The 25,499-nt window shown below is 70.9% G+C and carries 22 protein-coding genes; 9 read left to right on the top strand and 13 right to left on the bottom strand.

The features are described 5' to 3' along the window. Positions 1–59: 59 nt before the first annotated feature. Positions 60–881 (top strand): fused MFS/spermidine synthase, encoded by an 822-nt coding sequence (locus ABZT47_RS14460; protein WP_354841472.1) that lies wholly within the window; start codon positions 60–62, stop codon positions 879–881. Between the two features lie 15 nt (positions 882–896). Here ABZT47_RS14460 and ABZT47_RS14455 read toward each other — a convergent pair whose 3' ends face one another. Next, positions 897–1,688, bottom strand: coding sequence for a class II aldolase/adducin family protein (locus tag ABZT47_RS14455; protein WP_354840811.1), 792 nt, complete (start codon positions 1,686–1,688; stop codon positions 897–899). Between the two features lie 180 nt (positions 1,689–1,868). On the opposite strand from ABZT47_RS14455, the gene ABZT47_RS14450 reads away from it, so the two are divergent. Then, the gene (locus tag ABZT47_RS14450) at positions 1,869–2,654 is read left to right on the top strand and encodes a helix-turn-helix domain-containing protein (RefSeq protein WP_354840808.1); all 786 of its coding nucleotides are present in this window, start codon (positions 1,869–1,871) and stop codon (positions 2,652–2,654) included. After that, positions 2,651–5,254: a PEP/pyruvate-binding domain-containing protein gene (locus ABZT47_RS14445; protein ID WP_354840805.1), complete on the top strand. Its 2,604-nt coding sequence runs from the start codon at positions 2,651–2,653 to the stop codon at positions 5,252–5,254. The genes ABZT47_RS14450 and ABZT47_RS14445 overlap by 4 nt, the downstream gene beginning before the upstream one ends. A 106-nt stretch (positions 5,255–5,360) precedes the next feature. Here ABZT47_RS14445 and ABZT47_RS14440 read toward each other — a convergent pair whose 3' ends face one another. The 6 genes from ABZT47_RS14440 to ngcE all read right to left on the bottom strand — a co-directional run bounded on the left by ABZT47_RS14440 (position 5,361) and on the right by ngcE (position 11,955). Further along, entirely contained in the window at positions 5,361–5,660 is a 300-nt protein-coding gene (locus tag ABZT47_RS14440; RefSeq protein WP_354840802.1) for a 4a-hydroxytetrahydrobiopterin dehydratase, read from the bottom strand. A gap of 67 nt (positions 5,661–5,727) precedes the next feature. Then, positions 5,728–6,294 carry a carboxymuconolactone decarboxylase family protein gene (locus ABZT47_RS14435; protein WP_354840799.1) on the bottom strand — a complete coding sequence of 189 codons (567 nt, stop codon included), beginning with the start codon at positions 6,292–6,294 and terminating at the stop codon, positions 5,728–5,730. A gap of 97 nt (positions 6,295–6,391) precedes the next feature. Beyond that, complete coding sequence (locus tag ABZT47_RS14430) at positions 6,392–8,500, bottom strand: M6 family metalloprotease domain-containing protein (protein ID WP_354840796.1); 2,109 nt, start codon at positions 8,498–8,500, stop codon at positions 6,392–6,394. A gap of 138 nt (positions 8,501–8,638) precedes the next feature. Further along, the gene (locus tag ABZT47_RS14425; RefSeq protein ID WP_354840793.1) at positions 8,639–9,544 is read right to left on the bottom strand and encodes a carbohydrate ABC transporter permease; all 906 of its coding nucleotides are present in this window, start codon (positions 9,542–9,544) and stop codon (positions 8,639–8,641) included. A 2-nt stretch (positions 9,545–9,546) separates the two neighbouring features. Continuing rightward, the gene (locus ABZT47_RS14420; protein WP_354840790.1) at positions 9,547–10,500 is read right to left on the bottom strand and encodes a sugar ABC transporter permease; all 954 of its coding nucleotides are present in this window, start codon (positions 10,498–10,500) and stop codon (positions 9,547–9,549) included. A 6-nt stretch (positions 10,501–10,506) separates the two neighbouring features. Beyond that, complete coding sequence (gene ngcE, locus ABZT47_RS14415) at positions 10,507–11,955, bottom strand: N-acetylglucosamine/diacetylchitobiose ABC transporter substrate-binding protein (protein ID WP_354840787.1); 1,449 nt, start codon at positions 11,953–11,955, stop codon at positions 10,507–10,509. A 786-nt stretch (positions 11,956–12,741) separates the two neighbouring features. Between ngcE and ABZT47_RS14410 the strand changes: the two genes are divergently transcribed. Continuing rightward, a complete protein-coding gene (locus tag ABZT47_RS14410; protein WP_354840784.1) occupies positions 12,742–13,977 on the top strand; it encodes a DUF4032 domain-containing protein in 1,236 nt (411 codons plus the stop codon). 401 nt (positions 13,978–14,378) lie between these two features. On the opposite strand, the gene ABZT47_RS14405 is transcribed toward ABZT47_RS14410, so the two are convergent. Continuing rightward, positions 14,379–14,882 carry a DUF523 domain-containing protein gene (locus ABZT47_RS14405; protein ID WP_354840781.1) on the bottom strand — a complete coding sequence of 168 codons (504 nt, stop codon included), beginning with the start codon at positions 14,880–14,882 and terminating at the stop codon, positions 14,379–14,381. Between the two features lie 455 nt (positions 14,883–15,337). On the opposite strand from ABZT47_RS14405, the gene ABZT47_RS14400 reads away from it, so the two are divergent. The 3 genes from ABZT47_RS14400 (at position 15,338) to ABZT47_RS14390 (ending at position 16,909) form a co-directional block, all read left to right on the top strand. Next, positions 15,338–16,039: a hypothetical protein gene (locus ABZT47_RS14400; protein WP_354840778.1), complete on the top strand. Its 702-nt coding sequence runs from the start codon at positions 15,338–15,340 to the stop codon at positions 16,037–16,039. Between the two features lie 73 nt (positions 16,040–16,112). Beyond that, positions 16,113–16,493, top strand: a complete 381-nt coding sequence (locus ABZT47_RS14395; RefSeq protein ID WP_354840775.1) for a roadblock/LC7 domain-containing protein — start codon at positions 16,113–16,115, stop codon at positions 16,491–16,493. Positions 16,494–16,537: 44 nt separating this feature from the next. Continuing rightward, entirely contained in the window at positions 16,538–16,909 is a 372-nt protein-coding gene (locus tag ABZT47_RS14390; protein ID WP_354840773.1) for a hypothetical protein, read from the top strand. Positions 16,910–17,043: 134 nt separating this feature from the next. On the opposite strand, the gene ABZT47_RS14385 is transcribed toward ABZT47_RS14390, so the two are convergent. The 3 genes from ABZT47_RS14385 to ABZT47_RS14375 form a co-directional block, all read right to left on the bottom strand. Further along, the gene (locus ABZT47_RS14385; protein ID WP_354840771.1) at positions 17,044–17,919 is read right to left on the bottom strand and encodes an alpha/beta hydrolase; all 876 of its coding nucleotides are present in this window, start codon (positions 17,917–17,919) and stop codon (positions 17,044–17,046) included. A gap of 55 nt (positions 17,920–17,974) precedes the next feature. Continuing rightward, positions 17,975–19,513: a cellulase family glycosylhydrolase gene (locus tag ABZT47_RS14380; protein ID WP_354840768.1), complete on the bottom strand. Its 1,539-nt coding sequence runs from the start codon at positions 19,511–19,513 to the stop codon at positions 17,975–17,977. A 268-nt stretch (positions 19,514–19,781) separates the two neighbouring features. Then, positions 19,782–20,651, bottom strand: coding sequence for a DUF4328 domain-containing protein (locus ABZT47_RS14375; protein ID WP_354840766.1), 870 nt, complete (start codon positions 20,649–20,651; stop codon positions 19,782–19,784). A gap of 288 nt (positions 20,652–20,939) precedes the next feature. On the opposite strand from ABZT47_RS14375, the gene ABZT47_RS14370 reads away from it, so the two are divergent. Continuing rightward, complete coding sequence (locus ABZT47_RS14370; RefSeq protein ID WP_354840763.1) at positions 20,940–21,929, top strand: DUF2332 domain-containing protein; 990 nt, start codon at positions 20,940–20,942, stop codon at positions 21,927–21,929. 46 nt (positions 21,930–21,975) lie between these two features. On the opposite strand, the gene ABZT47_RS14365 is transcribed toward ABZT47_RS14370, so the two are convergent. After that, entirely contained in the window at positions 21,976–23,004 is a 1,029-nt protein-coding gene (locus tag ABZT47_RS14365; RefSeq protein WP_354840760.1) for a cellulose binding domain-containing protein, read from the bottom strand. A 617-nt stretch (positions 23,005–23,621) separates the two neighbouring features. Here ABZT47_RS14365 and ABZT47_RS14360 point away from each other — a divergent pair. Beyond that, entirely contained in the window at positions 23,622–24,641 is a 1,020-nt protein-coding gene (locus tag ABZT47_RS14360; protein ID WP_354840758.1) for a glycoside hydrolase family 11 protein, read from the top strand. Positions 24,642–24,715: 74 nt separating this feature from the next. On the opposite strand, the gene ABZT47_RS14355 is transcribed toward ABZT47_RS14360, so the two are convergent. Further along, complete coding sequence (locus tag ABZT47_RS14355) at positions 24,716–25,390, bottom strand: SDR family NAD(P)-dependent oxidoreductase (RefSeq protein WP_354840755.1); 675 nt, start codon at positions 25,388–25,390, stop codon at positions 24,716–24,718. Positions 25,391–25,499 lie beyond the last annotated feature (109 nt).

Genomic DNA, 25,499 nt, shown 5'->3' with positions numbered 1-25,499 from the left:
CCCGATATATCAGAACCATGGGAGACCGTGTGGGGAAGCGTAAGGCCGAGGCGGGCCCCATGCCCGGCCGCTACCCGGTGGACATGGGCGAGGTCGAGCTGCTGCGCGACCTGGACCGGCCGCACGGCTGGCTGCTGAGCATGGCCGGGGTCCCTCAGTCGTACGTGGACCTGGAGGACCCCACCTACCTCGACTTCGAGTACGTCCGGCTGATGGCCGACGTGATCGACGCGATCGAGGAGGGTCCGCTGGACGTGGTGCACGTGGGCGCGGGCGCCTGCACCCTGCCCCGGTACGTCGCGGCGACCCGGCCCGGCTCGCGGCACATCGTGATCGAGCCGGACGCGGCGCTGGTGCAGCTCGTCCGCGACCAGCTGCGGCTGCGGTCGGTGCCCCGGCTGAAGGTGCGGGTGGCCGACGGCCGCAGCGCCGCCGCCGGCCTGCGCGACGCCTCGGCCGACCTGTTCATCCTGGACGCCTTCAGCGGCGCGACGATGCCGGTGGATCTGGCGACCGCCGAGTACATGGGCGACATCGCCCGCGTGCTGAAGGACCCGGGCACCCTGCTGGTCAACATCGCCGACGGCAAGGGGCTGGCCTTCGCGCGCCGCGTCGTCGCCACCGTGCGCGGCACCTTCCGCCACGTGGCGCTGCTTGCCGAGCCGGGCATCCTGCGCGGGCGCCGGTTCGGCAACCTCATCGTGACCGCCTCGGCGGCGCCGCTGCCGCTGCCCGAGCTGACCCGCAAGGCGGCGGGCGGCCTCACCCAGGCCCGGTGCGTGTACGAGGAGGACCTGGTGAGGTTCGTCGCGGGCGCGGCGCCGATCAGGGACGGCGACGCGGTGCTCACCCCCGTCCCGCCGCCCGAGCTCTTCACCTGACGCGCCCGCCCGGCCTCAGTCGAACAGGTCGGGTTCGTCGCGGGCGATCTGGTCGTACAGCGGCTGGAAGTTGATCCACCCCACCAGGTCGTTGCCGATCTGCCCGTGGGTGAGCTTGGCGTTCTCGTGGGTGATCGGGACGACCTCACCGGCGGCCTTCGCCAGGAGCTGGGCCTGGCACGAGCGCTCCATGGTGACGAACCACCAGGCGGCGGCGTCCACCGAGTCGCCGACGGTCAGCAGGCCGTGGTTGCGCAGGATGACGGCCTTGTGCGAGCCCAGGGCCCGGGCGATCCTGCGGCCCTCCTCGGTCTCGACCACGACGCCGGTGTAGTCGTCGAACAGGCCGTGGTCCTCGTAGAAGGCGCACGCGTCCTGCGTGAGCGGCTCCAGCAACTGCCCGAGCGACGACAGGGCCTTGCCGTGCACGGAGTGGCTGTGCGCGGCGGCCACGGCGTCCGGCCGGGCCTGGTGGACCATCGCGTGGATCGCGAACGCGGCCTTGTTGACGTGGTAACGCCCCTCGACGACCTCGCCCTGGTGGTTGACCAGGATCAGATCGCTGACCTTGACGTGTTTGAAGCTCATGCCGAAGGGGTTCACCCAGAAGTGGTCGAGGTGCTCGGGGTCGCGCGCGGTGATGTGGCCGGCGACGCCCTCTTCGAAGCCGAAGCGGCCGAACAACCTGAGCGCCGCGGCCAGCCGCTCCTGGCGGTGGCGCCGCTCGTCGGCCACGTTCTCGAACTTCGGGGGCAGCCGGAAGGTCAGCTGCTCGCCGGGGACCGGACGCAGGTCCGAGAGGCTCATCTGGGTCTCCTCATTGCCCGAACATCTGTCGGTTACCACCCAGTATGGCCGTCGTCGCCCGGCCGGTGAAGGCCCTGCCGCCGTCCGCCGGACGCGGCGGTTTGACCACGGGGACGACCGGGGCTTACCGTTCGATGACCAACCGATGACCAAATGAGCTTATCTGGTCATCCGTCCATCGTGAGTGAGGCCATGCCGTCCCCCGACACCGAACCTCGCGCCGGCCGAGGCGCTCCCCCCGGGCCAGGCCGTGAAGAACGCGCCCACCGCATCCTCGACGCCGCCGCCGAGCTGATCCTGCGCTGGGGCTACGACAAGACGACCATCGACGACATCGCCCGCGCCGCGGGGGTGGCCAAGGGCACGATCTACCTGCACTGGAAGTCGCGGGAGGCGCTGTTCGCCGCCCTGCTGCGCCGCGACCGCGTCGCCATGCTCGAACAGGTGCGCGCGGGCCTGGCCGCCGACGCCGACGGCGCCACGCCCCGCTCCCTGTTCCGGCACCTCGCCCTGGCGGTCATGACCCGGCCGCTGATGAAGGCCAGCCTGCTGAGCGACGCCGAGGTGCTCGGCAAGCTGATCCGCAACAAGCCCACCGTGCAGACCACCGCGGCGATGCGCTCGCTGTCGGAGGTCTACCTGGGCGCGCTGCGCGAGCACGGGGCCGTCCGCACCGACCTGTCGGCGGTCGAGCAGGTGAACGTGATCACCGGCACCATGTACGGCTTCTTCATGATCACTCCGCGGATGCCGGAGGACCACCGGCTCTCCGGCGAGCACCTGGCGGAACTCCTCGCCGACACCCTGCACCGCGCCCTGGACGCGGGCCGCCCGCTCACCCCCGACCAGACCGCCGAGGCCACCGGGGCGGCCCTCGCCTTTCTGGACGAGGCGCTGCGCGTGGCCCGCGAACGGCTCGGGCTGTCCCTGACGACGACCGACCTCGGAGAGGACTACCGACAGTGAGCGAGCCCCCTCTGGTGCTGCCCCTGGCCGACCCGGCCGCCGACCTGGCCCTCACCGGCGGCAAGGGCGCCTCGCTCGCCCGCATGGCCGCCGCCGGGCTGCCGGTCCCGCCGGGCTTCCACGTCACCACCACGGCCTACGAGCGCTTCGTCGCCGGTGGGCTGCGCGAGGCCGTCCTGGCCGCCGTCGCCGCCCAGGACGAGGGGGCGATCGGGCCGCTGTTCGCCGGGCGCGAGGTCCCCGAGCCGGTGAGCGCGGCGATCCGCGCGGCGTACAAGGCCCTCGGCGAGCCCGTGGTCGCCGTGCGCTCCTCGGCCACCGCCGAGGACCTGCCGGGCATGTCCTTCGCCGGGCAGCAGGAGACCTACCTGGGCGTCCAGGGTGAGGCCGCCCTCATCGCCGCCGTCCGGCGCTGCTGGGCCTCCCTGTGGACCGCCCGGGCCATCGCCTACCGCGCCGGCAACGGCGTCGCGCACGAGGAGGTGACGATGGCGGTGGTCGTCCAGGAGCTGGTGCCCGCCGACGCGGCCGGCGTCCTGTTCACCGCCGACCCGGTCACCGGGGCGCGCGACCGCATGGTACTCAACGCGGCGTGGGGTCTCGGAGAGGCCGTCGTCGGCGGCCAGGTCACCCCGGACACGGTGGTCGTGGCCCGGCCGGGAGGAGCGGTCATCGCCCGGCACACCGCCGAGAAGGCCGTGATGACCGTGCGCGCCGGAGCCGGCACCGCGGAGGTGCCGGTGCCCGAGGACCTGCGCGCCGCCCCGGTGCTGGACGCCGCCGCCATCGCCGCCCTCGCCCGCCTGGGCGAGCGCGTCGAGGAGCTGTACGGCCTTCCCATGGACGTCGAGTGGGCCCTCCACGCCGGGCGGCCGTCCATCCTGCAGGCCCGCCCGATCACCGCCCTGGAGGCCGCGGCGCCCGCGGACCTGTGGAACGACAGCCTCTCCGGCGACTACCTGTGGAGCAACGGCAACCTCGGCGAGGCCATCCCTGACGTGATGACGCCGAGCACCTACTCCTTCGTCGAGATCTTCATGTCCGGTGCGATGCGCACCTCGTCCGTCGCCGAGTTCCGCGCCTACGGGCGCATCGGCGGGCGCTTCTACATGAACCTCAGCCTGGCCATGACGCTCGCGGCGGCGTTCGGCCTGCGCAAGCGCTTCGCCATGTTCATCGAGCCGGTGTTCGGCAGGCTGCCCGCCGGCATGGACATCCCGACGGTGCCGCTGTCGTGGTGGCGGATGGCCCGGCTGATCCTCCCGGCGGCGGTGGCGGTCAAGCGGGAAGTACGGGTCAACACCCGCCGGCTGCCGGAGTTCTTCGCCACGGCGCCGGGGCGGTGCGAAGCGCTGCGCGGACGCGTCGCGGCGGCACCCACGGCCGCCGCTCTGGCCGCCCTCTGGCGTGAGGAGCTCGGCCCGTACCTGCTCGAATGCTCGCACATGCTGGAGGCCGCCACCCGCCAGGACAGCGGGGCGCTCGGCCTCGGCCGCATACGGCTCGCCAAGCTGGTCGGCGAGTCCGAGGTCGCCGCGCTGAGCAGCGGCCTGCACGGCGGCGACTCCGCTCTGGCGAGCCTCGGCCTGCTCGTCGGCCTGGACCGGCTGTCCCGCGGGGAGATCGACCGCGACGCCTTCGCCCGCGAGTGGGGCCACCGGGGGCCGAGCGAGTTCGAGGTCTCCGTCGCACGCCCCGGCGAGGATCCCCGGTGGATCGACGCCCAGCTCGCCGGCCTCCGCGAGGCCGAGCACGACCTCGACGCGCTCCTCGCCCGCCAGAGCGAGCGGCGCGCCGCCGCGTGGCGCCGGCTGGAGGAAGAGCACCCGCATCAGGTGCGGCGCGCCCGGCGCACGGTCGCGCGCATGACCAGGGCGCTCCGCGACCGGGAGGTGGCGCGCTCGGAGGTGGTCCGGGCCTTCTGGCCGGTGCGCGACTTCGTGCTGCGCGCCGGCGAGATCACCGGACATGGCGAGGACCTGTTCTTCCTGTCCGTCGAGGAGATCCTCGCCGTCCTCGACGCCCGGTCGCCCGGCGGCGGCGCCGGGGACGCGCCGGGCGCCGGCAGCGCGGCGGACGGGGCGGCGGACGGGGTGTCCGCGCTCGCGGCGGTCGCCGGACGACGCCGGCTCTACGACCGCTACCGGGCGCTGCCGCCGTACCCCGCGCTGATCAGGGGCCGGTTCGACCCCTTCCGGTGGGCGGCCGACCCCGCGCGGCGCGGCGACGTGTACGACGAGCACGACCGGGAGGCGCCGGCGGCCGAGGCGGTGACCGGCTTCCCCGGCGCGGCGGGCGTGGTCGAGGGCCGGGCGCGGGTCATCGCGAGCGTGGAGGAGGGCGAGGCGCTCATGCCGGGCGAGATCCTGGTCACGACCGTCACCAACGTGGGATGGACGCCCCTGTTCCCGCGGGCCGCGGCCGTCGTCACCGACGTGGGCGCCCCCCTGTCACACGCGGCGATCGTCGCCCGCGAGCTCGGCATCCCGGCCGTCGTCGGCTGCGGCAACGCCACCGACCGGGTGCGCACCGGCGACCTGCTGCGCGTGGACGGCGAGCACGGCACCGTGGAGGTCCTCACGCCGGCCCGCCGCCCATAACGGCCCGGCAGAGGTCCGGACGGCGGCACGGCGGCCGTGACAGGCCGTGACAAGCCATGACAGGCGATGGGGGCCGCACGGCGGCCCCCGGTCGCGGGCGTCGGGATCAGGACGTGGCGCCGTGGTCGGCGGCGATGGCGTCCACGCGGGCGGCGAGGGTGAAGTCCTTCTCGGTCAGGCCGCCGGCGTCGTGGGTGGTCAGGGCCAGGTGGAGCCGCCGCCACCGGATGTCGACGTCCGGGTGGTGGTTCATGGCCTCCGCCTGCTCGGCCACGTCGTTGACGATGGCGATGGCCGTGCGGAAGTCGGGGGCGACGATCGTGCGCCGGATCTCGTCGCCCTCGCGCTTCCAGTCGGGCACCGTGCTCAGCCGGGTGGCGATCGCCGCTTCGTCCAACCTGTTCATGCCAGGAGTCTCGCACGCGGCGGGAAGGGTTGTCGCGCGGGCCCGGCGGCCCGGCTCACCCGGCGGGTCAGCCTGCCGAGGCCTCCTGGATGGCCGCCACCGAGGCCCCGTAGCCGCGTTCGACGATCAGGCCGGCCATCTCCTCGTACGCCTTGGGATCCTCCGGGGCGTAGGTGCCCAGGCCGTCGACGTACCGGTTGTACATGCAGAACGCCGCGGCGATGAGCACGGTGTCGTGGATCTCCAGGTCGGTGGCGCCGTTCTCGCGCGCCGCCTCGACCAGGGCGGGGGTGACGTCGGTGCCGATGCGCTGGACCGCGCCGGCGACGCGCAGCAGCGCCTTCATCTTCGCCGAGATGTCGGCGGTGTCGAGGTCGGCGCAGGCCTGGGCTACGGTCTCGGCGCCGCCGGGGAGCTGCGCCGCGGCGAACGCGGCGTGCGAGCCGTGGCAGAACCGGCAGCGGTTCAGGTCGGACACGTAGGAGGCTATGAGCTCGCGCTCGCCCCTGGTCAGCGTGTTCTCGCCCCGCAGCAGGATCTCGGCGAGCTCGTTGAGCACCTTGGCGGTGTCCGGCCGGTACAGCATCAGCCCGACGATGCCGGGTGCGTCGTTCCCTAATTCGATGTGCGCCATGGCTCTCTCTCATGTGTGTCGGTGACGGATGCCCGCCCGCGGGCGGGGCGACGCCGTACCACCGGGCCCGCGGGCGCCGGTGGTACGGACGGTGTGGTCAGAGGCCGACCAGCCGGCAGGTCGCCGTCGAGGTCTTGGCGGGGTCGCTCTCGGAGGTCGCGGTCAGCTTCAGCCGGCCGAGGTGGTCGCCGCCCTTGGCCCGCTGGGCGTAGACGGGCACGAGGGTGGAGTCGCCGAACCCGACGGCGGCCAGCGTGTTCGGCGTCCAGGCCGACCAGCCCTTGCCCTCCACACTGGCCGACAGGCGGTAGACGTCGGACTTCAGGTACGCGCCGACGTCCTCCGGGTGCTGCCCCTGGGGCGCCGCGGCCTTGCCGGTGTTGGCGAGCGGGAAGCGGCAGGCCGCCCACTGCGTGCCCGTGCCGACCGCCGCGCTGGGCAGGACCCTGACGCCGTGCCGCTGCGGCCCCGCGCCGTCCAGCGAGCGGATCGCGACCGTGTAGGAGAGGATGCCCTTCTTGTCGCGCTGCAGGCCGAGCACGTAGAAGTGCAGGCGGTTGGCCTGGTCCACGTACTCGTACTCGCTGCCGGAGTCGGTGCCCGCGTGGAACAGGGCGTCGGAGAGCTGCCGGTAGTCGCCGATGGTGATCGGGACCCGCGTGCCGTCCGGCAGGACGTAGTCGGTCATGCCGATGTCCTGCGGGTTGGCGTCGATCACCCACTCGAACGGCGCCTGGTCCTGGTTCTTGGTCTTGGCGAGCAGCACGCCGGAGTCGGGAGTGAAGGAGTCGGCGCCCATGCGGTCGACCACCTCGACCGTGTAGTTCTGGTAGCCGCCGCCGTCGCACAGCGGGTCGGTGGCGACGTCGCACTTGGGGCTGAGGTCGCCGGTGCCGAGGGCGATGTTGACCCCGGACAGCTCGCTGTCGCCCGGCTGCGCCTCGCGGGCCTTCACCCGGGCGACGACCAGGCCGGACGCGGCCAGCGCCTCCCGCGACAGCCGCAGGACGTTCTTCTCGTCCACCATCTCCAGCTTGATCTTGTTGCGGAGCATGTGCTGGGCGCCCATCGAGCCGCCGCCCGTCGGCGGGATGGTCCAGCGGCTGTGCGGGCCGCCGGGGCCGTTGAAGCTGCCCCGGCTGAGCATCTCCCAGATGCCGGTGTACGCGCGCCGCGGCGGGACCCCGAACGGGTTGTTGTAGTTGTCGCCGATGCCGAGGATGTGGCTGAACTCGTGGGCGTAGACGCCCTGACCGGAGCTCTCGGCCTGGGTGGAGGAGCCGCCGCCCGCGTTCGGCCAGATGGTGGACGCCGAGGCCCAGGACGTCCACTCGACGTACCGGGTCCTCGCCCAGTTGGGCAGGGCCGGGTCGGGCGGCCCGAAGGGGTCGGTGACCTGCTCCTTGGTGGGGAACTTGATCGGCCCGAACTCCTGCCAGGTGGACGACTCGTCCTGGCCGGCGCTCAGGTAGAACACGAAGTCGTACTGGCCGATCGTCGCCTCGCCCGCGTCGGCGGCCCAGGCCGCGCGTCCGTCGGTGCGGATGTTGCGGTTGCAGGTGTCCCCGGCCGGGCAGGCGGTGCCGCTCTGGAACTCCATCGCGTACTCGTGGGACTTGCCGGGCATCTCGTACGGGCCGAAGGCGGTGAGGTCGACCCCGTACCGGCCGCCGGAGTCCTCCATCCAGTACTCGTTGATGGTGTGGCCCCGGTTGAGCTGGTTCGGGGTGTTGAGGAAGTCCTTGTAGAACTGGGCGACCTTGTCGCGGGGGATGTCGTGCGCCTCGGTGCTCGGGTTGCCGAAGACCGTGGAGTGCGGCGGGCGGGTCACCACGAACGACTGGCCGGGGTAGTCGAGCAGGACCAGCGCGCCCTTGAAGGTGCGCTTGGAGGCGGCGCCCGCCGGGTCCGACCAGTCGGTGCCCGGGACGGGCTTGTAGTCCTCCCAGGTCATGTGGTCGGGGTTCTTCCAGTTCTGCGGGTCGATCACGGCCGGGCCGCCGGGTCTGCCCCGGAGCAGGGCGGCGGGCTCCCCCTCCTGCCACGGTTGCCGCTGCGGCCACAGGTCGGCCTGCCACGGATGGGCCGGCGCGGGCGGCGGCTCCGCCAGGGCCGGAGCCGCCCCCAGCCCCACGGGGGCCAGCACGGCGGCGATGAACAGTACGGTCAGTCGTCTCTTCCTGCGATGGGTCGACGACTCGCTCACGGCCTCACCCCTCCGCCCGGGCCGGCCGGCCCAGGACGTGACAGACGTCTTTGCCGGAGATCTTCCACCAGTTGCCGGAAGTACGAAAGAGTCTTTATCCGACAACTAGCGAAAGAGATGGCAGAGGGGTGTGCGGCGCTACTTGACGGCGCCCGCGGTGAGTCCGGACTGGATCTGCCGCTGAAAGACGATGTAGACGATCAGCATCGGCAGGATCGCCATGCTCAGGGCCGCGAACAGCCCCGGCCAGTCGGCCTCGTACCCGGCGCTGGTGTTGATGTTGGCGATGCCCTGCGTGATCAGCCACTTGTCCTCGACGTTGCCCGACAGCAGCACGATCGGGAGCAGATACTGGTTCCACTGGCCGAGGATGTTGAAGATCGTGATGCTGATCAGGCCCGGCCTGGCCATCGGCATCATGATCTGGAAGAACGTGCGGGTGTGCGAGCAGCCGTCCATCATGGCCGCCTCGGCCACCGAGGTGGGCAGCGTCTTGAAGAAGGCGGTCAGGAAGAACACCGTGAACGGCAGCGAGTAAGCGATGTAGACCAGGATCACGCCGGTGAAGGTGTCGGTCAGGCCGAAGCTCCGCACGACGAAGAACAGCGGCACCAGCGCCAGGAACACCGGGAAGGACAGCCCGGACACGAACAGGAAGTAGATCGCCCGGTTGCCCCAGAAGCGGTAGCGCGCCAGCACGTACGCGGCCATCGAGCCGAACAGCATGGTGAAGAACGTGCTCACGCCCACCACGAAGACGGTGTTCAGCATGTACCTGCCGACGTGGGCCTTGTCCCAAGCCCGGCCCCAGGCCGCCCAGCTGTAGTCGTGCGGCAGCGCGAGGGGCGCGTCCCCGACGATCTCGGGGTTGGTCTTGAACGAGGCGAGGAACGTCCACAGGATCGGGCCGACGACCAGGATGGTCCACACGATCAGGGCGACGTGCGACAGGGCGCCGAACACGCCCACCGGGTTCTGCCGGCGCCGGGTCGTGGCCGCGCGCGGCGCCTTGGCCACCCGCACCGCATCGGTCTGAAGCGCCATGACTAGAACTCGATCCTCTCGCGCCGCGTCACGCGCAGGCTGAGCGCCGCGAACGTGATGGTCAGGAAGAACAGCGCCACGCCCATCGCCGAGGCGTAGCCGAACTTGGAGAAGGTGAACGCCGTGCGCCAGATCTCCAGAGGCAGCACCGTGGTGGCGTTGTCCGGGCCGCCCCGGTCCACCGACAGCACCTGCACCAGCGCGAAGCAGTCGAAGGCGGCGATGCCGAGGTACACCCAGCCGACCTGGATGGTGTCCCAGATGAGCGGGAGCGTGATGCTGAAGAACAGCCGGAACCGGCCGGCACCGTCCAGGGCCGCCGCCTCGAACACGTCGCGCGGGATGGCCGACATGCCGGCGGAGAACAGCACGACGTAGAACCCGACCGACTGCCAGACGACCACGGCCATGATCGCCCAGAGGGCGAGGTTGGTGTTGATCAGCCAGCCGACCGGGCCGAGCCCGACGGTGGCCAGCAGGCCGTTCAGCACGCCGGTGCCGTCGGGGCGGTAGATCGCCTGGAACAGGACGCCGACGACGGCGACGGCCAGAACCTGGGGGAAGAAGTACACCACCCGGTAGAACTGCGACCCCCAGACGCCCTTGGTCTTCCCGCTCCCGCCTCCGCCCCCGATGTTCAGCAGGAACGCGAAGAAGAGCGCGATCGCGATGGTGATCAGCGGCATGGCGAGCAGCAGGAGGGCGTGGTGGCGCACCGCCGCCCAGAACACCTCGTCGCCCAGCAGCCGGCCGAAGTTCTCGAAGCCGATGTACTGCGGGTTGGCCGAGATGCCCTTCCAGTTGGTCAGCGAGATGTAGAACGCCTGGATGTACGGGCTGATCACGAAGACCACGTACAGGACCACCGGGATCGCCAGGAAGGACACGATGAACCCGTATGTCCGCATCTTGGCAGAGAGCAGCCACCCGGCCAGCCCGCCGTCGCCATGCCGCATGATCGACTACACCGTCCGGTTCTGCTTGGTGATGGAGGAGTCGGCCTTCACCGAGTCGGCCTTCTTCTGCATGTTGGCGCAGAACTCCTCGGCCGAGATGCGGCCGAACATCAGCGAGTTGGTCTGCTTGCGCAGCTCGGTCTCCAGCTCCTTGTACCAGTTCTCGAAGCTGCTGTAGGTGACGATGTTGCTGCCCGCGGCCGTGAGGGCGTCGTTGACGCTCTTCAGGCCCGGGCTGAGCGAGAGCCCCTCGGCGGCGCCGGAGACGACGGTGAGGCTGCCGGACTTCTCGGTGAAGCCCTTCGCGCCCTCCTTGGAGAGCATGATGCGGGCGTACTCCAGCGCGCCGGCGGTGTTCTTGCCCTTGGCCGGGATGATGTACGGCTCGCCCGCGGCCGAGCGGATCGCCTCGAACGGCATCTTGTCGGCCGTGGTCAGGCTCGGGGTCGGCGTGACGGCGTACTCGAACGAGGCCGGGGTGTTGGACTTCTGCTCGTTCTCCAGCCACGATCCGGACGGGTACAGCGCGACCTTGTCCTGGTTCTGCCTGGTCTGGACCTCGGTGTGGATCAGGCCCTCGTAGCTCTTGTCCATGAACTTGCCGATCTCGGCCCACGCGGCGGCGGACTGCTTGATCGAGTCACGGTTCCAGACGCCGTCCACGAGGTTGTCGATGTCCATCAGCACCTGGTTCCCCTCGACCTTGGCGGCCGTGATCAGGATCATCCAGTACTGGTAGTAGGAGGCGTTCTTGCCGGCGTAGGCGTACGGCGTGAGGCCCGCCTTCTTGATCGTCTCGCAGAGCGTCTTGAACTCGTCGAAGGTCTTCGGCGGAGCCCAGCCCTTCTCCTGGAACAGCTTGGCGTTGTACCAGAGGCCGTAGCCGCTGGAGACGTAGTTCAGGATGTAGGGCTTGCCGGCGACCAGGCCCGACTCGTAGGTGCCGGGGATCAGCGTGTCCTTGACCTTCTTGCTCGGGTCGTCGATGGAGGGCGCGTCGAACAGCGGCGTGAGGTCGAGGAGCTGGCCCTCGGACTGCAGGGCCCCGTTGTCCATCAGGTCGGAGCCGGAGTTGGCGATGAAGTCCGGGACGTCGCCGCTGGCGAAGCGGGGCTGCAGCGTCTGGGAGATCTGCTGCGTGGCGACGTGCTTGACCGAGGCCTTCGGGAACTCCTTCTTGTACAGCGGCTCGTGCACGTCGGTGGCGTAGCTGTCACCCAGGCCGCCCTTGAAGATGACGACTTCGAGCGGGGCGTCCGCCTTGACCCCGAAGGGGTTGGCCGCCGAGGTCGCGGCGCCGCTCGCGGTGGCGCTGGGGGCGGCGGTGCCGGTGCCGCTGGTCGCGCAGGCGCTGAGCACGCCGGCCGCCGGTCCTGCGACGAGTGCGGTCAGGCCGATCCGGCGGAGCATCTGCCGCCGGGTGATCTCTCGGGGCGTGCCGGCGGAGTTGGACATGCAACCCTCCAGAATGGGCTATCAATTAGGAAAGTTTCCTAAACGTTTGGAGGAACGTACGTCCATCCCCCTACACCGTCAAGTGGTATGGGCCAACCCGTGATCGAGCTGTGGCCGACCAGCATTCGACCCGCGACAGAGGGGCACGCCGGAGGCGTGAGGAAACCCCGGCGTAATCTCACAACGGCACAGGTCATGGGCCGATGATGGCACAAACAGCCCGTAATTCGACACCCCCCATACCCGGTCTAGACCAGATGCCCGCCGACCCCGCCACACGCCCTCACAGGTCCGGTCGCCTTCCCGCCCACGCAGCCCGATCGTCACGATCGGATAACGCCGACCGCGCCCAGGCCTGTCGCCACCGCAGGCGCGGCCCGGCGTCCGGAGAGCCGCCTCCCCGGACGCGACCGGCCGCCGGAGAGCCCGCTCCGGCGGCGGCGGACGGCGAACCCGACGAAATCACCTCCACGGGACCGGCGATCTCGTCCCCGACGGGGCCGGGGGTCCACCAGGCGAGACCGGACAGGATCACCTCCACAGACCGGCGATCTCGCCCTCGGCGGGGCCTGGTGTCCGCCAGGCGGACCGGTCCGGCGTCACGCGCGCGGAACGGCTAGCGTCGGAGCCGGAAGGAACGGAACGAATAGGCTTATACGACCCTTTGTCCACGATCGAGCCTGTCACCCCGCCCGTCCCCGCGACCCGGCTCGCACCACCGATCCCCCCGATCCCCCCGATCCCCCCGATCCCGCCCGATCCCATCGATCTCCGAGGAGCACGAGCTTGCCGCTCCAGATGACCGGCGCCCCCAGCGATCCCGACCTGATCCGCCTGCCGTGGGACCTACCGCTGGAACAGTGGCCCGAGCACTACCTGGTGACGCTGCCGCGCGGCATCTCCCGGCACGTCGTCCGGTTCGCCCGGCTGTCCGGGCGGGTCTACGCGATCAAGGAGATCAGCCAGCGGTACGCCAAACGCGAGTACCAGCTGCTGTGGGACCTGAGCCGCCTGGACACTCCCTCCGTGGAGCCGGTGGCCGTGGTCACCGGCAGGACCTCGGCCGACGGGGAGCCGCTGGACTCCGCGCTGATCACCCGTCACCTGCAGTTCTCGCTGCCCTACCGGGCCGTGCTGTCGGGAACGCTGCGCCCCGACACGCTGATCCGCCTGCTCGACGCCCTCGCGGTGCTCCTGGTGCGCCTTCACCTGGCCGGCTTCTTCTGGGGTGACTGCTCGCTGAGCAACACGCTGTTCCGCCGGGACGCGGGCGCGTTCGCCGCCTACCTGGTGGACGCCGAGACCGGCGAACTGCACCCGGTGCTCACCCAGGGCCAGCGCTCCCATGACATCGACGTCGCCCACGTGAACATCTACGGCGAGATGCTCGACCTGGAGGCCGGCGGCCTGCTCCACCCCTCGATCGACCCGCTGGCCTTCGCCGAGCAGCTCATCGAGCGCTACCACCGGCTATGGGACGAGCTCACCCAGGAGGAGATCGTCGAGGACGTGGAATGGCACCGCGTCGACCAGCGCATCCGGCGGCTCAACTCCCTGGGCTTCGACGTCGCCGAGATGATGGTCAGGCGCAAGGCCGGCACCGCCCGGCTGATCGTGCGGCCGAAGGTCGTGGACGCCGGCCACCACCAGCGCCGCCTGCTGCGCCTGACCGGGCTGGACGTCGAGGAGAACCAGGCCAGGCGGCTGCTGAACGACCTGGACGCCTTCCGGGTCGCCAAAGGGCTGCGCCACGAGGACGAGGCGATCGTCGCGCACCGCTGGCTGGCCGAGACCTTCCAGCCGACCGTCAACGCCATCCCCGTCGAGCTGCGCGGCAAGCTGGAACCCGCCCAGCTCTTCCACGAGGTGCTCGACCACCGCTGGTTCATGTCCGAGGCCGCCGGCCGCGACGTCGGCCTGGAAGCGGCCGTGAAGTCCTACATCGACACCGTCCTGGTCTTCAAACCCGACGAAAAAGCCGTAATAGGCGACGCCCACCCATCCGACCCCCTCAACCCCTGACCCTTCGCCACCAGAACCACCCCCGAACAGCACGCCCCCCCGAAATACGCGTGCGAAGGCCACCGCCCTCTCCACAACGCCCCGACTCCTCTCCCACAACGAGCCCCTGAATGGCGCCGCGGCGGTGGGACGCGGTACGGCGATGCCGGCGCCACTCGTACGGCGGCCCACCGGCCACCCCGATCCGCCCACACTGGACTTTGGCCCCCCTTAACCAATGGCGCCATGGCGGCGGGACCCGTACGGCGGCCCACCGGCCGCCCGGACCCAACCGGCCCACGCACATCGGACCACCGGCCATCCCCACGCATCCGCGGCACCTGCTCCAATGGCGCCGCGGCGGTGGGACGCGGTACGGCGATGCCGGCGCCACTCGTACGGCGGCCCACCGGGCTCCGGGGTCAAGTCGGGGTGGATTCCAGGTGGTGGAGGTGGGCGGCGGCGTCGGGGAGGTGGGATTCGGTGAAGACGCGGATGCCGTTGGCCTCGAGCAGGGTGGCCGTCACGCCGGCGCCGGGGGTCGTCCGCCCGCGGAAGGTGCCGTCATGGACGCGCAGACTGCCGCACGACGGGCTGCCGTCCTTGAGGATGGCGAGCCTGACGCCCATCGACAGGGCGACCGCGAGCGCGGCCTGCGCCCCGGCCAGGAAGTGCCGGGTGACGTCGGCGCCGTCAGGGGTGAGGATGCGCGCGACCCCGGACAGCACGGCGGCGCCGCCGACTCCGCCCTCGATCTCGGCGGGCGGTCTCGGCACCGGCAGCCCGCCCTCCACCTCGGGGCAGAACGGCACCAGTCGCCCCTCGGCGTGCCACTGGGCGAGCAGCGCGTCGTCGAGGGTCTTGGCGCGGCCGTCGAACCGCACCCGACGACCGATCAGACACGCACTGACCAGGATCCTCTCCATCCCTCCACGGTAGCCACCGCCGCTGCCCCAGCGTCTCCCGGCAGCGGCCCGGTTCCCCTGGCAACGCTCCCAGAGTCCTCCGGTCCCGTAGCAGCGCTCCCCAGGATCCTCCGGTCCCGTGGCAGCGGTCCCTGGTTCCCTGATGGCGAGTCCCTGGTCCCGTGGCAGCAGCCCCGGGACCCTCGGAGCAGCGCCGAGTCGCTCGCGGTAGCGGCGCTGGACGCTCCGGGCAGGGGAGACAAACAGGGCAATAAATCCCCGTTTCCCCGCTTCATTGTGGGACAAATAGCGCCAGCCAGACATTTTCCCCGTCACACCGAGTGGTATTCGAGCCAGCGCCTGCCACTTGGGGGATCGATCCTTCTACTTGGTGAGACATCCTTCTATCTCATATCTTTCACAGCTATTTACGCCGAATGGAATCCCCCGGTCATTTCCCTAGAGTTGGCCGCCACATGCGATTTGGATCGACCGGCGAGGAGTCGACCATGCTCGACATCGAGGACTGTCTCACCGACATCCTGGCCATTCCGGGTGCGCTGGACGCCCTCGTCATCGAGGACACCGGCAGCACCGACAGCAAGGCCGTCGCAGCGGGACGGACGGTCACCGACCTCGATCCGCAGGAGTCGGCCGCCGCGCTGCGCCGCACCCTGCGCGCGACGCTGGACGGGCTGGCCCTGACCTCGCCCGACGGCACCGTGCGGGTGGAGGACGTGATCATCACCGCCGACACCGGCCACCACCTGCTGAGGCCCCTGGAGACGGCGCTCACCGGCCCGATCCTGCTCTACCTGCGGCTGGACCTGGAGCGCGCGAACCTCGCGCTCGCGCGCCACCGCCTGCGCGCCATCTCCGGCCGCCTGGTCACGCAGTCCCCGCCCGGCCCGTCCACCCCCGCCCGATCCGCGCCCGCCCCGTCCCGGGGATCAGCCGCTCCAGCAGGCCCGTCTCCGGGATCGGCCGCTCCGGCCGGCTCGGCGTTCGTGCTGCCGAAGCGGGCCGGGCACGCGGGAATCCGTCCGGACGCCGTCCCGTCCGCGGCCACTCCCCCGCCCGGAGTCCCGGAGGCGCCGGGGCTGCCGCGGGTCAGCGGCGATCCAGGCGACGTCGGCATGCTGCTCAGGCTGCGCGACGCCCTGGAGAAGCTGCCGTGAACGGTGCCGACGACCAGGACGAGACGGCGTGATGAGGCTGCAGTCGCTCAAGCGGGCCGGAAAGAGGCTACCGATGGATCTACGCCGCGACGTGCACGAAGAGATGCTCCTCCTGCGCGAGCGCATGGACGAGGTGACCGGCGCCCTGGTGTGCACGGTGGACGGGATGCTCGTGACGGCACAGATCCGGGCCGAGGCCGAGCAGGCGGCGGCGCTGACCTCCGCGCTGCACGCGCTGAGCCACCGCATGACCGGCCTGATCCACGCCGGCGCCCTGGAGGAGACGCTGATCTCCGGCGCCGGCGGCCACGCGGCCTGCTACGCCGCGGGCCCCAAGCTCGTTCTCACCGTCCTGGCGGCCAGGGGGGCCAACCTCGGGCTGCTGCGGATGGAGGGACGCAGGACGGCGGCGCGGCTCGCCGCCATCGTCGAACGCGCGCCGGCGGCCGGATAGCGGCGGCCGGCGCGCTCGCACCCACGAGAGGAACAACGACGAACATGGCCGGCATTGATGTCTCCCTCAAGGAGATGATGGCCGTCGACGGCGCGGTCGGCGCCGCGGTGGTCGACTACAACAGCGGCATGGCGCTCGGCACGCTGGGCGGCTCCAAGGATCTCGACCTTCAGGTCGCGGCCGCCGGGAACACCGAGGTCATCAAGGCCAAACTGCGCACGATGGACGCCCTCGGCCTCAAGGAGGGCATCGAGGACATCCTGATCACGCTGAGCAACCAGTACCACATCATCCGCCCGCTGTCGGGCCGGGGCGGCAAGGGCCTGTTCCTGTACCTGGCACTGGACCGGGGTCGCGCCAATCTCGCGATGGCGCGGCACTCGCTCCGCGCGATCGACGAGAAGCTCGACATCTGACGGTGGACGCGCCCCGCGACGGAGGAGGCGCGTCCACAGCGACGACCGCGTCCGAGATCAGGGCACGCGTGTTCAGGGCAGCACCGCGCCCCTGATCACGGCACGCGTGTTCAGGGCGGCGGGCGCGTCCTCGATCAGGGGCGGTGGGCGCGCTCGGTGAGGTCGGTGACGGCGGCGACGATGTCCGGCCACAGTTCGCGCGGCAGGTCGTGTCCCATCCCCGGGAAGGTCAGCAGCTTGGCCCCGGGGATGGCGTCCGCGGTGGCCTGGCCGCCGGGCGGTCGCACCAGCGGATCGGCCTCGCCGTGGATGACCAGGGCGGGAACCGACAGTTCCCTGAGCGCGGCGGTGCGGTCGCCCGACCCGCGGATGGCGGCGAGCTGGCGGGCGAACCCGGCCGGGTCGTAGGCGCGGTCGAAGCTCTCGCCGGCCAGCCGGGCGACGCGCTCGTCGTCCGCCGGGTAGCCGGGCGAGCCGATGACCCGGCGCGACTCGATCGCCCGCCGGACGACGGCGTCGCGCTCGGGGGCCGACCTGGTGACCAGCACCGCCATGGCCTCAGGGGTGGGCGAGCCGATGTGCGGAGACGGCGTGGACATGATGGAGGTGAGGCTGAGCGTCCTGGACGGATGGCGGATGGCGAAGCTCTGCGCGATCATCCCGCCCATGGACGCGCCGAGCACGTGGGCGGCGTCCCAGCCCAGCGCGTCCACCAGGCCGGCGGTGTCGTCGGCCATGTCCTCCAGCAGGTACGGCGGCGGCGCGAGCACGCCGTCCGGTCCCGGGTTGAAGTGGGGCACGCCCGCCTCGTGGAAGTGGGTGGACAGGCCGGCATCCCGGTTGTCGAAGCGGACGACGCGGTGCCCCGTGTCGGCGAACAGCTCGCAGAGCTCCACGTCCCAGTTGATCAATTGCGAGCCGAGACCCATGATCAGCAGTAGCGGCCGGCCGGCGGGGGGCCCGAAGGCCTCGTAGGCGATCTCGACGCCGTTGGTCGTCGCGCGATTCATGCCGACAGAATTCCATTCTGTTTCGCTCGGCGACAAGACCCCCCGCCGGAGGCGGTCACTGGGTGGCGAGGTGGGCCTTGAAGCCGGCCCCGTAGTTCGTGGCCGTGCCGTTCCAGTCGGTGATCAAGGACGGTCCACTGGAGCAGTCCCAGTTGTTCCACGTCCACGCCAGGTAGGACAGGCCCTTCTGGTCCAGCCAGCTCATCAGCTGGTCGATGTACCCGTGGGCGCAGTCGTTCTCACCGATCTCCCCCGCCACGAGCGGCACCTGGGCGGCCACCGGGGCGAGCTGGCTGTCCCAGCAGCTCTGGTTGGCACAGACGTTGAAGTTGTAGGAGTGCCAGGCGGCGACGAGGTTGCCGGCCGGGTCGGACGGCTTGTACGACAGCCACTGGGTCAGGTCGTTGGAGTAGGCGAGCCCGCCGAGCAGGATCACGTTCTGCGCCCCGGTCGCGCGCACGGCGTTGACCAGGGTCTGCATGCCCGCCACCTGGTAGCCGATGCCCGCGCAGGTGCCGCCGTTCTTCCAGCACGCCCAGCCGGAGGCCGCGCTGCCGGTGGCCCGCTCGGGGTAGGGCTCGTTGAACAGGTCGAACACGATCGCGGTGTCGTTTTTGAAGGTGTTGGCGACCGAGGTCCAGAAGCTCGGCGCGTACTGCGCGTCCGGCATGGGCTTCTGGCACGAAGCGTGCACGTCGGTGCAGGCGGAGGAGTTGCCGGTGTAGGAGCCGTAACTCCAGTGCATCTCCACGATCGGGGTGATGCCGTGCGCCAGCAGCCTGGAGACGTACCCCTTCACCTCGTTCTGGTAGGTCGTGCCGGCGTACTGCGGCTGGACGTTGCCGGTGCCGAGCCAGCACTCCTCGTTGAGCGGAACGCGGACGGTCCTGATCTTCCAGGCGGCCATGGCGTTGATGGACGCGTCGTCCATCGGCCCGTTCCAGATGCCGTTGCCCTGGATGCAGGCGAACTCCCCGCCCGAGCGGTTGGCGCCGAGAAGCCGGACGGCCTGCCCCGCCTGGTTGACGAGCTTGTTGCCTGAGACGTGCAGCTTGGGCGCCGAACCCGGCGGCACGCTCGGCGTGGGCGTGGGGGTCGGCGTGGGGGTCGGGGTCGGGGTCGGCGTCCTTGTGGGAGTGGGCGTCGGCGTGGGCGTCCGGGTGGGCGTCGGGGACACGGTCGGCACTCCGGTGCAGGCCACACCGTTGACCGAGAAGGCGGTGGGGACGGGGTTGGCGCCGCCGAAGGTGCCGGTGAACCCGATGCCGGAGACGGTGGCGTTCGTGGCGATGGAGCCGTTGTACGACATGCCGACGGCCGTGACGTGCGCGCCGGACTGCGTCCAGGTGGCGTTCCACCCCGAGGCGACCTTCTGGCCGGAGTCGGGGAAGTCGAACTCCAGCTTCCAGCCGGTCAGCGGGTCACCGAGGTTGGTGATGGCCACGTCGCCCTGGAATCCGCCGCTCCACTGATTGGTGATCTTGTAGGCCACCGTGCACCCTGCGGCGGCGCCGGCGGCCGGCGCCATCACCGCTGCGATCCCACCCGCGGCGACCAGCGCGGCCGCCGCGAAAGTGGCGAGACTTCGTCTCATCAGGCGTCCTTTCCGGGAATGAACGGCCACCGGTACGGCACGCGATGGACCGCCGAATGAAGCGTCCCGAAATTAATCGATTAAGTCGGCGGTCGCGACCCTCCACCGCTACGGCGGACGCTCCGCGTGGCCGCTGGTCATCACCGGTCAGGCGCCATGCGGGCACCGCGGGCACCCCAGCCCATCCCGGCCAGGACAAACGCGCACACCCCACGGAAATTGAACCGATTAATCACCGTCGCGACGCGGCACAGATCCACTGAAAGGTTCAGCCCCCGGCGCCCACGCCGCGACGCAGTTCCTGGAAGGCGCTGATCCGCCAGACGACCATCGCCGCGAGGACCGCCGCGGCGATGCCGATCGGCGTGGCGATGACCTCCAGCCACGTGACGACCACGACCGGGTCTCCGTCCGTCCCCAGCTCCATCGCCCGCTGAGCGAACCGGATGCCGTACATGGAGAGCAGATAGCCGGCCCACCAGGACCGCACCAGCCATGAGCGGCGCTCACCGTCCCACGTCTGGGCGGGCGTCCCGGGCCGGCTGGCCAGCCAGATGTCGTCGATGATCTGCTTGGGAACGATGAAGTTCACGCCCGGGACGATCCACCCCAGAACCAGCGAGACCTTGCCATGACGCTGATACACCCAGCTCAGCCCTTGGGCGTTCGCCCGGGCGCGGAACAGCCAGACGAGGAAGGCGACGGCGGCGATCACCAGGACGACCGTCCGGACCAGAGCGCCGAGCACGTCGAGGCCACCAGCGAACTCGAGGTCCTCCTCCATCGACGACCCTTCGGAGCCCAGCCGGTTGAGCACCAAGATGCGGACCACGGTGGTCAGGCACGCGACGAGCTCGCCCACGACCCACAGGGCCAGCGCCACGATCACTCCGACCGCCTGACCGTGGATGGGCCGCAGAGGCCCCGACCCGGCACCCTGGTGACCACCCAGGCCGCGACCGGCGAAGTCCCGAACGGCCGGACCGGGAGCGTGGGCGCCGGGAAGCGGCGAGCCGGGCTCGGCCTCGGCGCCATACACCTCGGCGGGAATCCGAAGGTGCGCGTCGGCGGCGATGCCGCACGTGGGGCACCTCACGGCGTCGGTGGGCAGCGCGAACCCGCACCGCGGACAAGCCATGGGGACTCCTGCCGGGTCTGACGGACAACAACGATCAAGCACCCAATGCTATTGAGCACGCCACGACCGCGGCATCCGTGATTACCCGCACCCGCGCCCGCCGGAACGGACCGCCCGCCGGCCGTCATGCGTTCAGTGCGGGGCGCCGGGGACCTCGCCGCGGTCCGTGCCGGGGAGCCCGCGGCCGGCAGGAACGCCCCCCGCCCGCGCCCCACCGGTCGGCAGGCACGCCCTGGCGCGCGCGCCACCGCCCATGCATCCGCTCTCCCCCCGGGTTAGGGTGCGGTCATGGCACCGGCGACCGCGGAGCTGTACCGGCGGTTCGCGTCCATGGAGGCGCGGGGCAGCTCGCCGCTCTACGAGGAACTCGCCCTCGGGGTGGCGGACGACCGTGACCTGCTCGGCCTGCTGTCCGGCCTCCCGGCGGCCAAGCGGCAGCCGAACCTGCTGTTCGCCGCCGCCCGGCATGTCACCGGGACTCCGGACGGCTACCGGGCGTTCCGCGAGGCCGTCCTTGACCACCGTGACGCGGTCGTGGCCACGATGCTCTCCCGGCGCACGCAGACCAACGAGCCGGCGCGGTGCGCCGCGCTGTACCCCCTGCTCGCCTCGCTGCCGCAGCCGCTGGCGCTGCTGGAGGCCGGGGCGTCGGCCGGGCTGTGCCTGCTCCCCGACCGCTACGGGTACGACTACGACGGCACCCTGGCCGGCGCGGTGGACAGCCCGTTGCGGGTGCGGTGCCAGGTCGAGGGCGAGCCGCCCCTGCCCGGGCCGGGGGCGGTCACCGTCGCGTGGCGGGCCGGCATCGACCTGAACCCGCTCGACGTCACCGATCCCGACGACGTCCGATGGCTGCGGACGCTGGTCTGGCCCGAACACCACGAACGGTTGCGGCGCCTGGACGCCGCGATCGAGCTGGCCCGGCAGGACCCTCCCCGCGTCGTGCGGGGAGATCTCAACGCGCGCCTCGGCGAGGTGGCGGCCCAGGCGCCCCCGTCGGCCACGCTCGTCGTCTTCCACACCGCGGTGCTCTACTACGTGCCCGAAGCCGGCCGGGCAACGTTCGTGGACCGGGTGCGGCGGCTCGACGGGCACTGGATCTCCCAGGAAGATGCCGAGATCCTGCCGGACGTCGCCGCTCGCCTCGGGCGGCGGCCCCCGGCGGACACCCTCACCTACACCGTCGCGCTCGACGGGCGCCCCGTCGCGTTCTCCGCCATCCACGGCGGCCACCTGCGCTGGCTCAACGACGGCCACGATCTGGGCGAGGCACCGTGAAGGAGATCAGCTCCTCCATGTAGGTGTCCCTCGACGGTTCCCTCCATCACCCGATCGTGCCGGACGGTGTTCGGATGCAGGTGGTCGTGGGGGTGTCGTCGGCGCCGCTGGTGGTGGTCGCCTGGAAGCCGAACGTGGTGGAGCCGTTGGGGGGCAGCGCTCCGTTGAAGCTCAAATTCGTGATCGTGTACGGGTTGGCGGTGTTGCTCATGGCGGCATTCCAGGTCCGCGTGATCTGCTGGCCACCGGAGAAGGTGAGGGTGACCGTCCACCCGGTGGTCGCCGTGGTGCCGGTGTTGGTCACGACCACTTTCCCCTGGAACGCGCCGGGCCAGTCACCGGCCGGGCTGTACACGGCCGTACAGCCCCTGGTCGGGCAGGCCGGGACGTAGACGGTGACCGGTGAGGTGAAGGCGGAGTAGTTGCCCGCCGCGTCACGCGCCCGCACCTGGAAGCGGTAGACCCCCACACCGGACTGGGTGAACGACGTGGTCGTCGTGGTGCCGACCAGGGCGAACGTGCCGCCGGTGGCGCCGGGCGCACGCCAGATCTCGTATCCGGTGACGCCCACGTTGTCCGTCGAGGCGGTCCAGGTCAGCGTCACCGAGCCGCAGGTGACGGTCGCGGTCGGCGTACCTGGCGTCGTGGGCGGCTGCGGGTCCGGCGGCATCGTCGGGCAGGGGGGCGGCACGACCCGCACCGGCTCGGTGAAGGCGGAGGTGTTGCCGGCCGCGTCGCGTGCCCGCACCTCGTACTGGTACAGCCCGTTGATGGGCTGGGTGAACGAGGTCGCCGTGGTCGTCCCGACCGAGGTGAACGAACCGCCGTAGGACGCGGCGTACACGTCGTAGCCGGTGACCCCGACATTGTCGGTGGAGGCGGTCCAGCTCAGCGTCACCGACAGGGGATTGCATCTGACCGTGGTGCTCAGCCCGGTGGGAACCGTCGGCGGACTGGTGTCGGCGAGCGACGTGATCCGCGCGGGAGCCGTGGCCGAGAACGCGGGCGTGGTCACCCCGAGCCCGGCCAGTGCGGTGAGCGCCGCGAGAACGATGGAGATGACTCGCCGTTGCATGGTGACTCCCTGGCGGCCAGGAGGTGGGGGGGCGGTGGCCTGCCGGCCCCGCCATACCGATCGACGCGCTACGCCGACGGTAGGACCGCGTGTCGCCGTATGTCGACACCGCGGCCAGGCGGGCCCGCGAAGTCACAGGTCGCGGATGGAAATTTCAGCCCGCCGAACCTGGCCGCACCCCCGCTCCTGGGCGGTTCACGCCGTGGCACCGCTCAGCGCGGCCGATGTCGAGCGTTCAACCCGTTCCGTCCTCTGCACATTTCGGCGGATAGCCGAAAATTTCATGACGCCTCATCCATGACAAACCGCCGTGCGCTGTCCGTGAGCAGTTTGAACGCGTCATCCACAAAGGTGAGGCAGTCGCAATCTTTCGGCATCTGATTGACACTTTCAGGAAACCGGGCGAACACTGGCGCCATCGGCAGGCATGAAGCTGTCGATCCAGGTCACCAGCCGCGACCTGGTCCTCCGGCCGTCCACCGGAAGACGGCCGGACACCTCCGCCGCGTCGCACGACGCCGGCGTGCCGTGGCCCTCACCCGGTCACCGGCAAGCGCCCCGCCGGATCGTGCCACGCCGCCTGGCACCGCCAGCTTTCACGAGGAGGAAGCGCGCACATGAACGACGTCCCCATCCTTCCGAAGATCCGCAGACCTGGCCGTCCTTGGGCGCTCATCGGCCGCGCCTGGGTCATAGCCCTGGTCTCGATCATCACCATGCTCCCCGGCACCGCCCACGCGGCCATCACCAGCAACCAGACCGGCACCGACGGCGGTTACTTCTACTCCTTCTGGAGTGACGGCGGTGGATCGTCGTCCATGAACCTGGGCGGCGGCGGGAACTACAGCACCTCCTGGAGCAACGTCGGCAACTTCGTCGCCGGCAAGGGCTGGAGGAACGGCGGCCGCATGTCGGTGAACTACTCCGGCAGCTTCAACCCCTCCGGCAACGCCTACCTGGCGCTGTACGGCTGGACCAGGAACCCGCTGGTGGAGTACTACATCCTGGACAACTGGGGCACCTACCGGCCCACCGGGACCTACAAGGGCACCGTCACCAGCGACGGCGGCACCTATGACATCTACATGACCACCCGGTACAACGCCCCCTCCATCGAGGGCAACAGCAGCACCTTCAACCAGTACTGGAGCGTCCGCCAGTCCAAGAAGACCGGCGGCACCATCACCACCGGCAACCACTTCGACGCCTGGGCCCGCTACGGCATGAACCTCGGCTCCCACGACTACATGATCCTGGCCACCGAGGGCTACCAGAGCAGCGGCAACTCCAACATCACCCTGGGCACCTCCGGCGGTGGCGGCGGTGGCGGCGGTGGCGGCGGTGGCGGTGGCGGTGGCGGTGGCGGCGGTGGCGGTTGCACCGCGACCCTGTCGGCCGGCCAGTCGTGGAGCGACCGCTACAACCTCAACGTCGCGGTCTCCGGCTCCAGCAACTGGACCGTCACGATGAACGTGCCCTCTCCCGCCAAGATCCTCTCCACCTGGAACATCAGCGCGAGCTACCCCAGCGCCCAGGTGCTGACCGCCAAGCCCAACGGCAGCGGCAACAACTTCGGCGTCACCATCCAGCACAACGGCAACTACAACTGGCCCTCGGTCTCCTGCAGCGCAGGCTGACCGGCGTACGAACCCGAACGACGCACCGCGTGGCGCGGCGGCCCCCGGCCGCCGCGCCACACCACCGTGGGGCCTCACTCCTCGCTCGCGGCCGGTTCGCGACCGCTGTACAGCACCTCCCGCTCCCACCGGTCGCGTGGCTGGGTGTGCAGCCGCCAGTAGTGCTCGGCGATCTCGTCGGGGTCGAAGGCGGTGCCCGGCCCGACGACCCCGCCCACGGTGACGGTGGCCACGTGCACGCCGGAGCGCCCGTACTCCTGGTCCAGCAGCGCGAGGAGCGTGCGCACACCGGTCTTGCCGAGCGAGAGGCTGGCGTACCGCCGCTCCGGCTCGGGCATCCCCCCGGTGATGACGAACGTGCCGGCGCCGCGCTCGGCCATCGCGGGCAGGACGTGCATGGCGGCGGTGAACGCTCCGGCCACGTTGACCGCCCAGGTGTCCAGGAGGGTCTTCGCCGTCAGCTCTCGCAGCCGGTCGGCCCTGACCAGAGCCGCGTTGTAGACCACGACGTCGGGCGGGCCGAGCCGGTCGGCCGCCGCGTCGAGGGCGTCCCGCAGAGCGTCCTCGTCGGTGGCGTCGGCCACCAGGCCCTCGACCGGCACCCCGCTGAACGCCAGAGAGTCGACCGCCTCCCGCACCGTCGCCTCCCCTCGCGCGATGACGGCGATGGGCAGCCCCTCGCGCGCGAACCGGCGCGCGACCGCCTGCCCGATGCCGGGGCCGACTCCGATGATCACAGCTCCGGACATCTGCGCCTCCTTCGGCCTCGCTCGACGAACGGCGAGACGCCGCCGCGACGGGAGACCCGGACGCCCGGGGGGCGTCGCCCAGGTGAGCACACTGTCGCCGCCGGGAGAT

It is taken from the genome of Sphaerisporangium sp. NPDC005289, from assembly GCF_040607455.1.
Classification (GTDB): Bacteria; Actinomycetota; Actinomycetes; order Streptosporangiales; family Streptosporangiaceae; genus Sphaerisporangium; species Sphaerisporangium rhizosphaerae.
The sequence above is the reverse complement of the archived record's forward strand: the minus strand, read 5'-3'. Positions and strand labels throughout refer to the sequence as shown.

Bases quoted from the DNA above. Each gene is read 5' to 3' on its own strand.
- ABZT47_RS14420 (WP_354840790.1), bottom strand. From the start codon at position 10,500: ATGCGGCATGGCGACGGCGGGCTGGCCGGGTGGCTGCTCTCTGCCAAG.
- ngcE (WP_354840787.1), bottom strand. From the start codon at position 11,955: ATGTCCAACTCCGCCGGCACGCCCCGAGAGATCACCCGGCGGCAGATG.
- ABZT47_RS14390 (WP_354840773.1), top strand. From the start codon at position 16,538: ATGGCCGGCATTGATGTCTCCCTCAAGGAGATGATGGCCGTCGACGGC.
- ABZT47_RS14355 (WP_354840755.1), bottom strand. From the start codon at position 25,390: ATGTCCGGAGCTGTGATCATCGGAGTCGGCCCCGGCATCGGGCAGGCG.
- ABZT47_RS14380 (WP_354840768.1), bottom strand. From the start codon at position 19,513: ATGAGACGAAGTCTCGCCACTTTCGCGGCGGCCGCGCTGGTCGCCGCG.
- ABZT47_RS14360 (WP_354840758.1), top strand. From the start codon at position 23,622: ATGAACGACGTCCCCATCCTTCCGAAGATCCGCAGACCTGGCCGTCCT.
- ABZT47_RS14395 (WP_354840775.1), top strand. From the start codon at position 16,113: ATGGATCTACGCCGCGACGTGCACGAAGAGATGCTCCTCCTGCGCGAG.
- ABZT47_RS14425 (WP_354840793.1), bottom strand. From the start codon at position 9,544: ATGGCGCTTCAGACCGATGCGGTGCGGGTGGCCAAGGCGCCGCGCGCG.
- ABZT47_RS14385 (WP_354840771.1), bottom strand. From the start codon at position 17,919: ATGAATCGCGCGACGACCAACGGCGTCGAGATCGCCTACGAGGCCTTC.
- ABZT47_RS14365 (WP_354840760.1), bottom strand. From the start codon at position 23,004: ATGCAACGGCGAGTCATCTCCATCGTTCTCGCGGCGCTCACCGCACTG.
- ABZT47_RS14375 (WP_354840766.1), bottom strand. From the start codon at position 20,651: ATGGCTTGTCCGCGGTGCGGGTTCGCGCTGCCCACCGACGCCGTGAGG.
- ABZT47_RS14405 (WP_354840781.1), bottom strand. From the start codon at position 14,882: ATGGAGAGGATCCTGGTCAGTGCGTGTCTGATCGGTCGTCGGGTGCGG.
- ABZT47_RS14440 (WP_354840802.1), bottom strand. From the start codon at position 5,660: ATGAACAGGTTGGACGAAGCGGCGATCGCCACCCGGCTGAGCACGGTG.
- ABZT47_RS14460 (WP_354841472.1), top strand. From the start codon at position 60: ATGCCCGGCCGCTACCCGGTGGACATGGGCGAGGTCGAGCTGCTGCGC.
- ABZT47_RS14435 (WP_354840799.1), bottom strand. From the start codon at position 6,294: ATGGCGCACATCGAATTAGGGAACGACGCACCCGGCATCGTCGGGCTG.
- ABZT47_RS14455 (WP_354840811.1), bottom strand. From the start codon at position 1,688: ATGAGCCTCTCGGACCTGCGTCCGGTCCCCGGCGAGCAGCTGACCTTC.
- ABZT47_RS14400 (WP_354840778.1), top strand. From the start codon at position 15,338: ATGCGATTTGGATCGACCGGCGAGGAGTCGACCATGCTCGACATCGAG.
- ABZT47_RS14370 (WP_354840763.1), top strand. From the start codon at position 20,940: ATGGCACCGGCGACCGCGGAGCTGTACCGGCGGTTCGCGTCCATGGAG.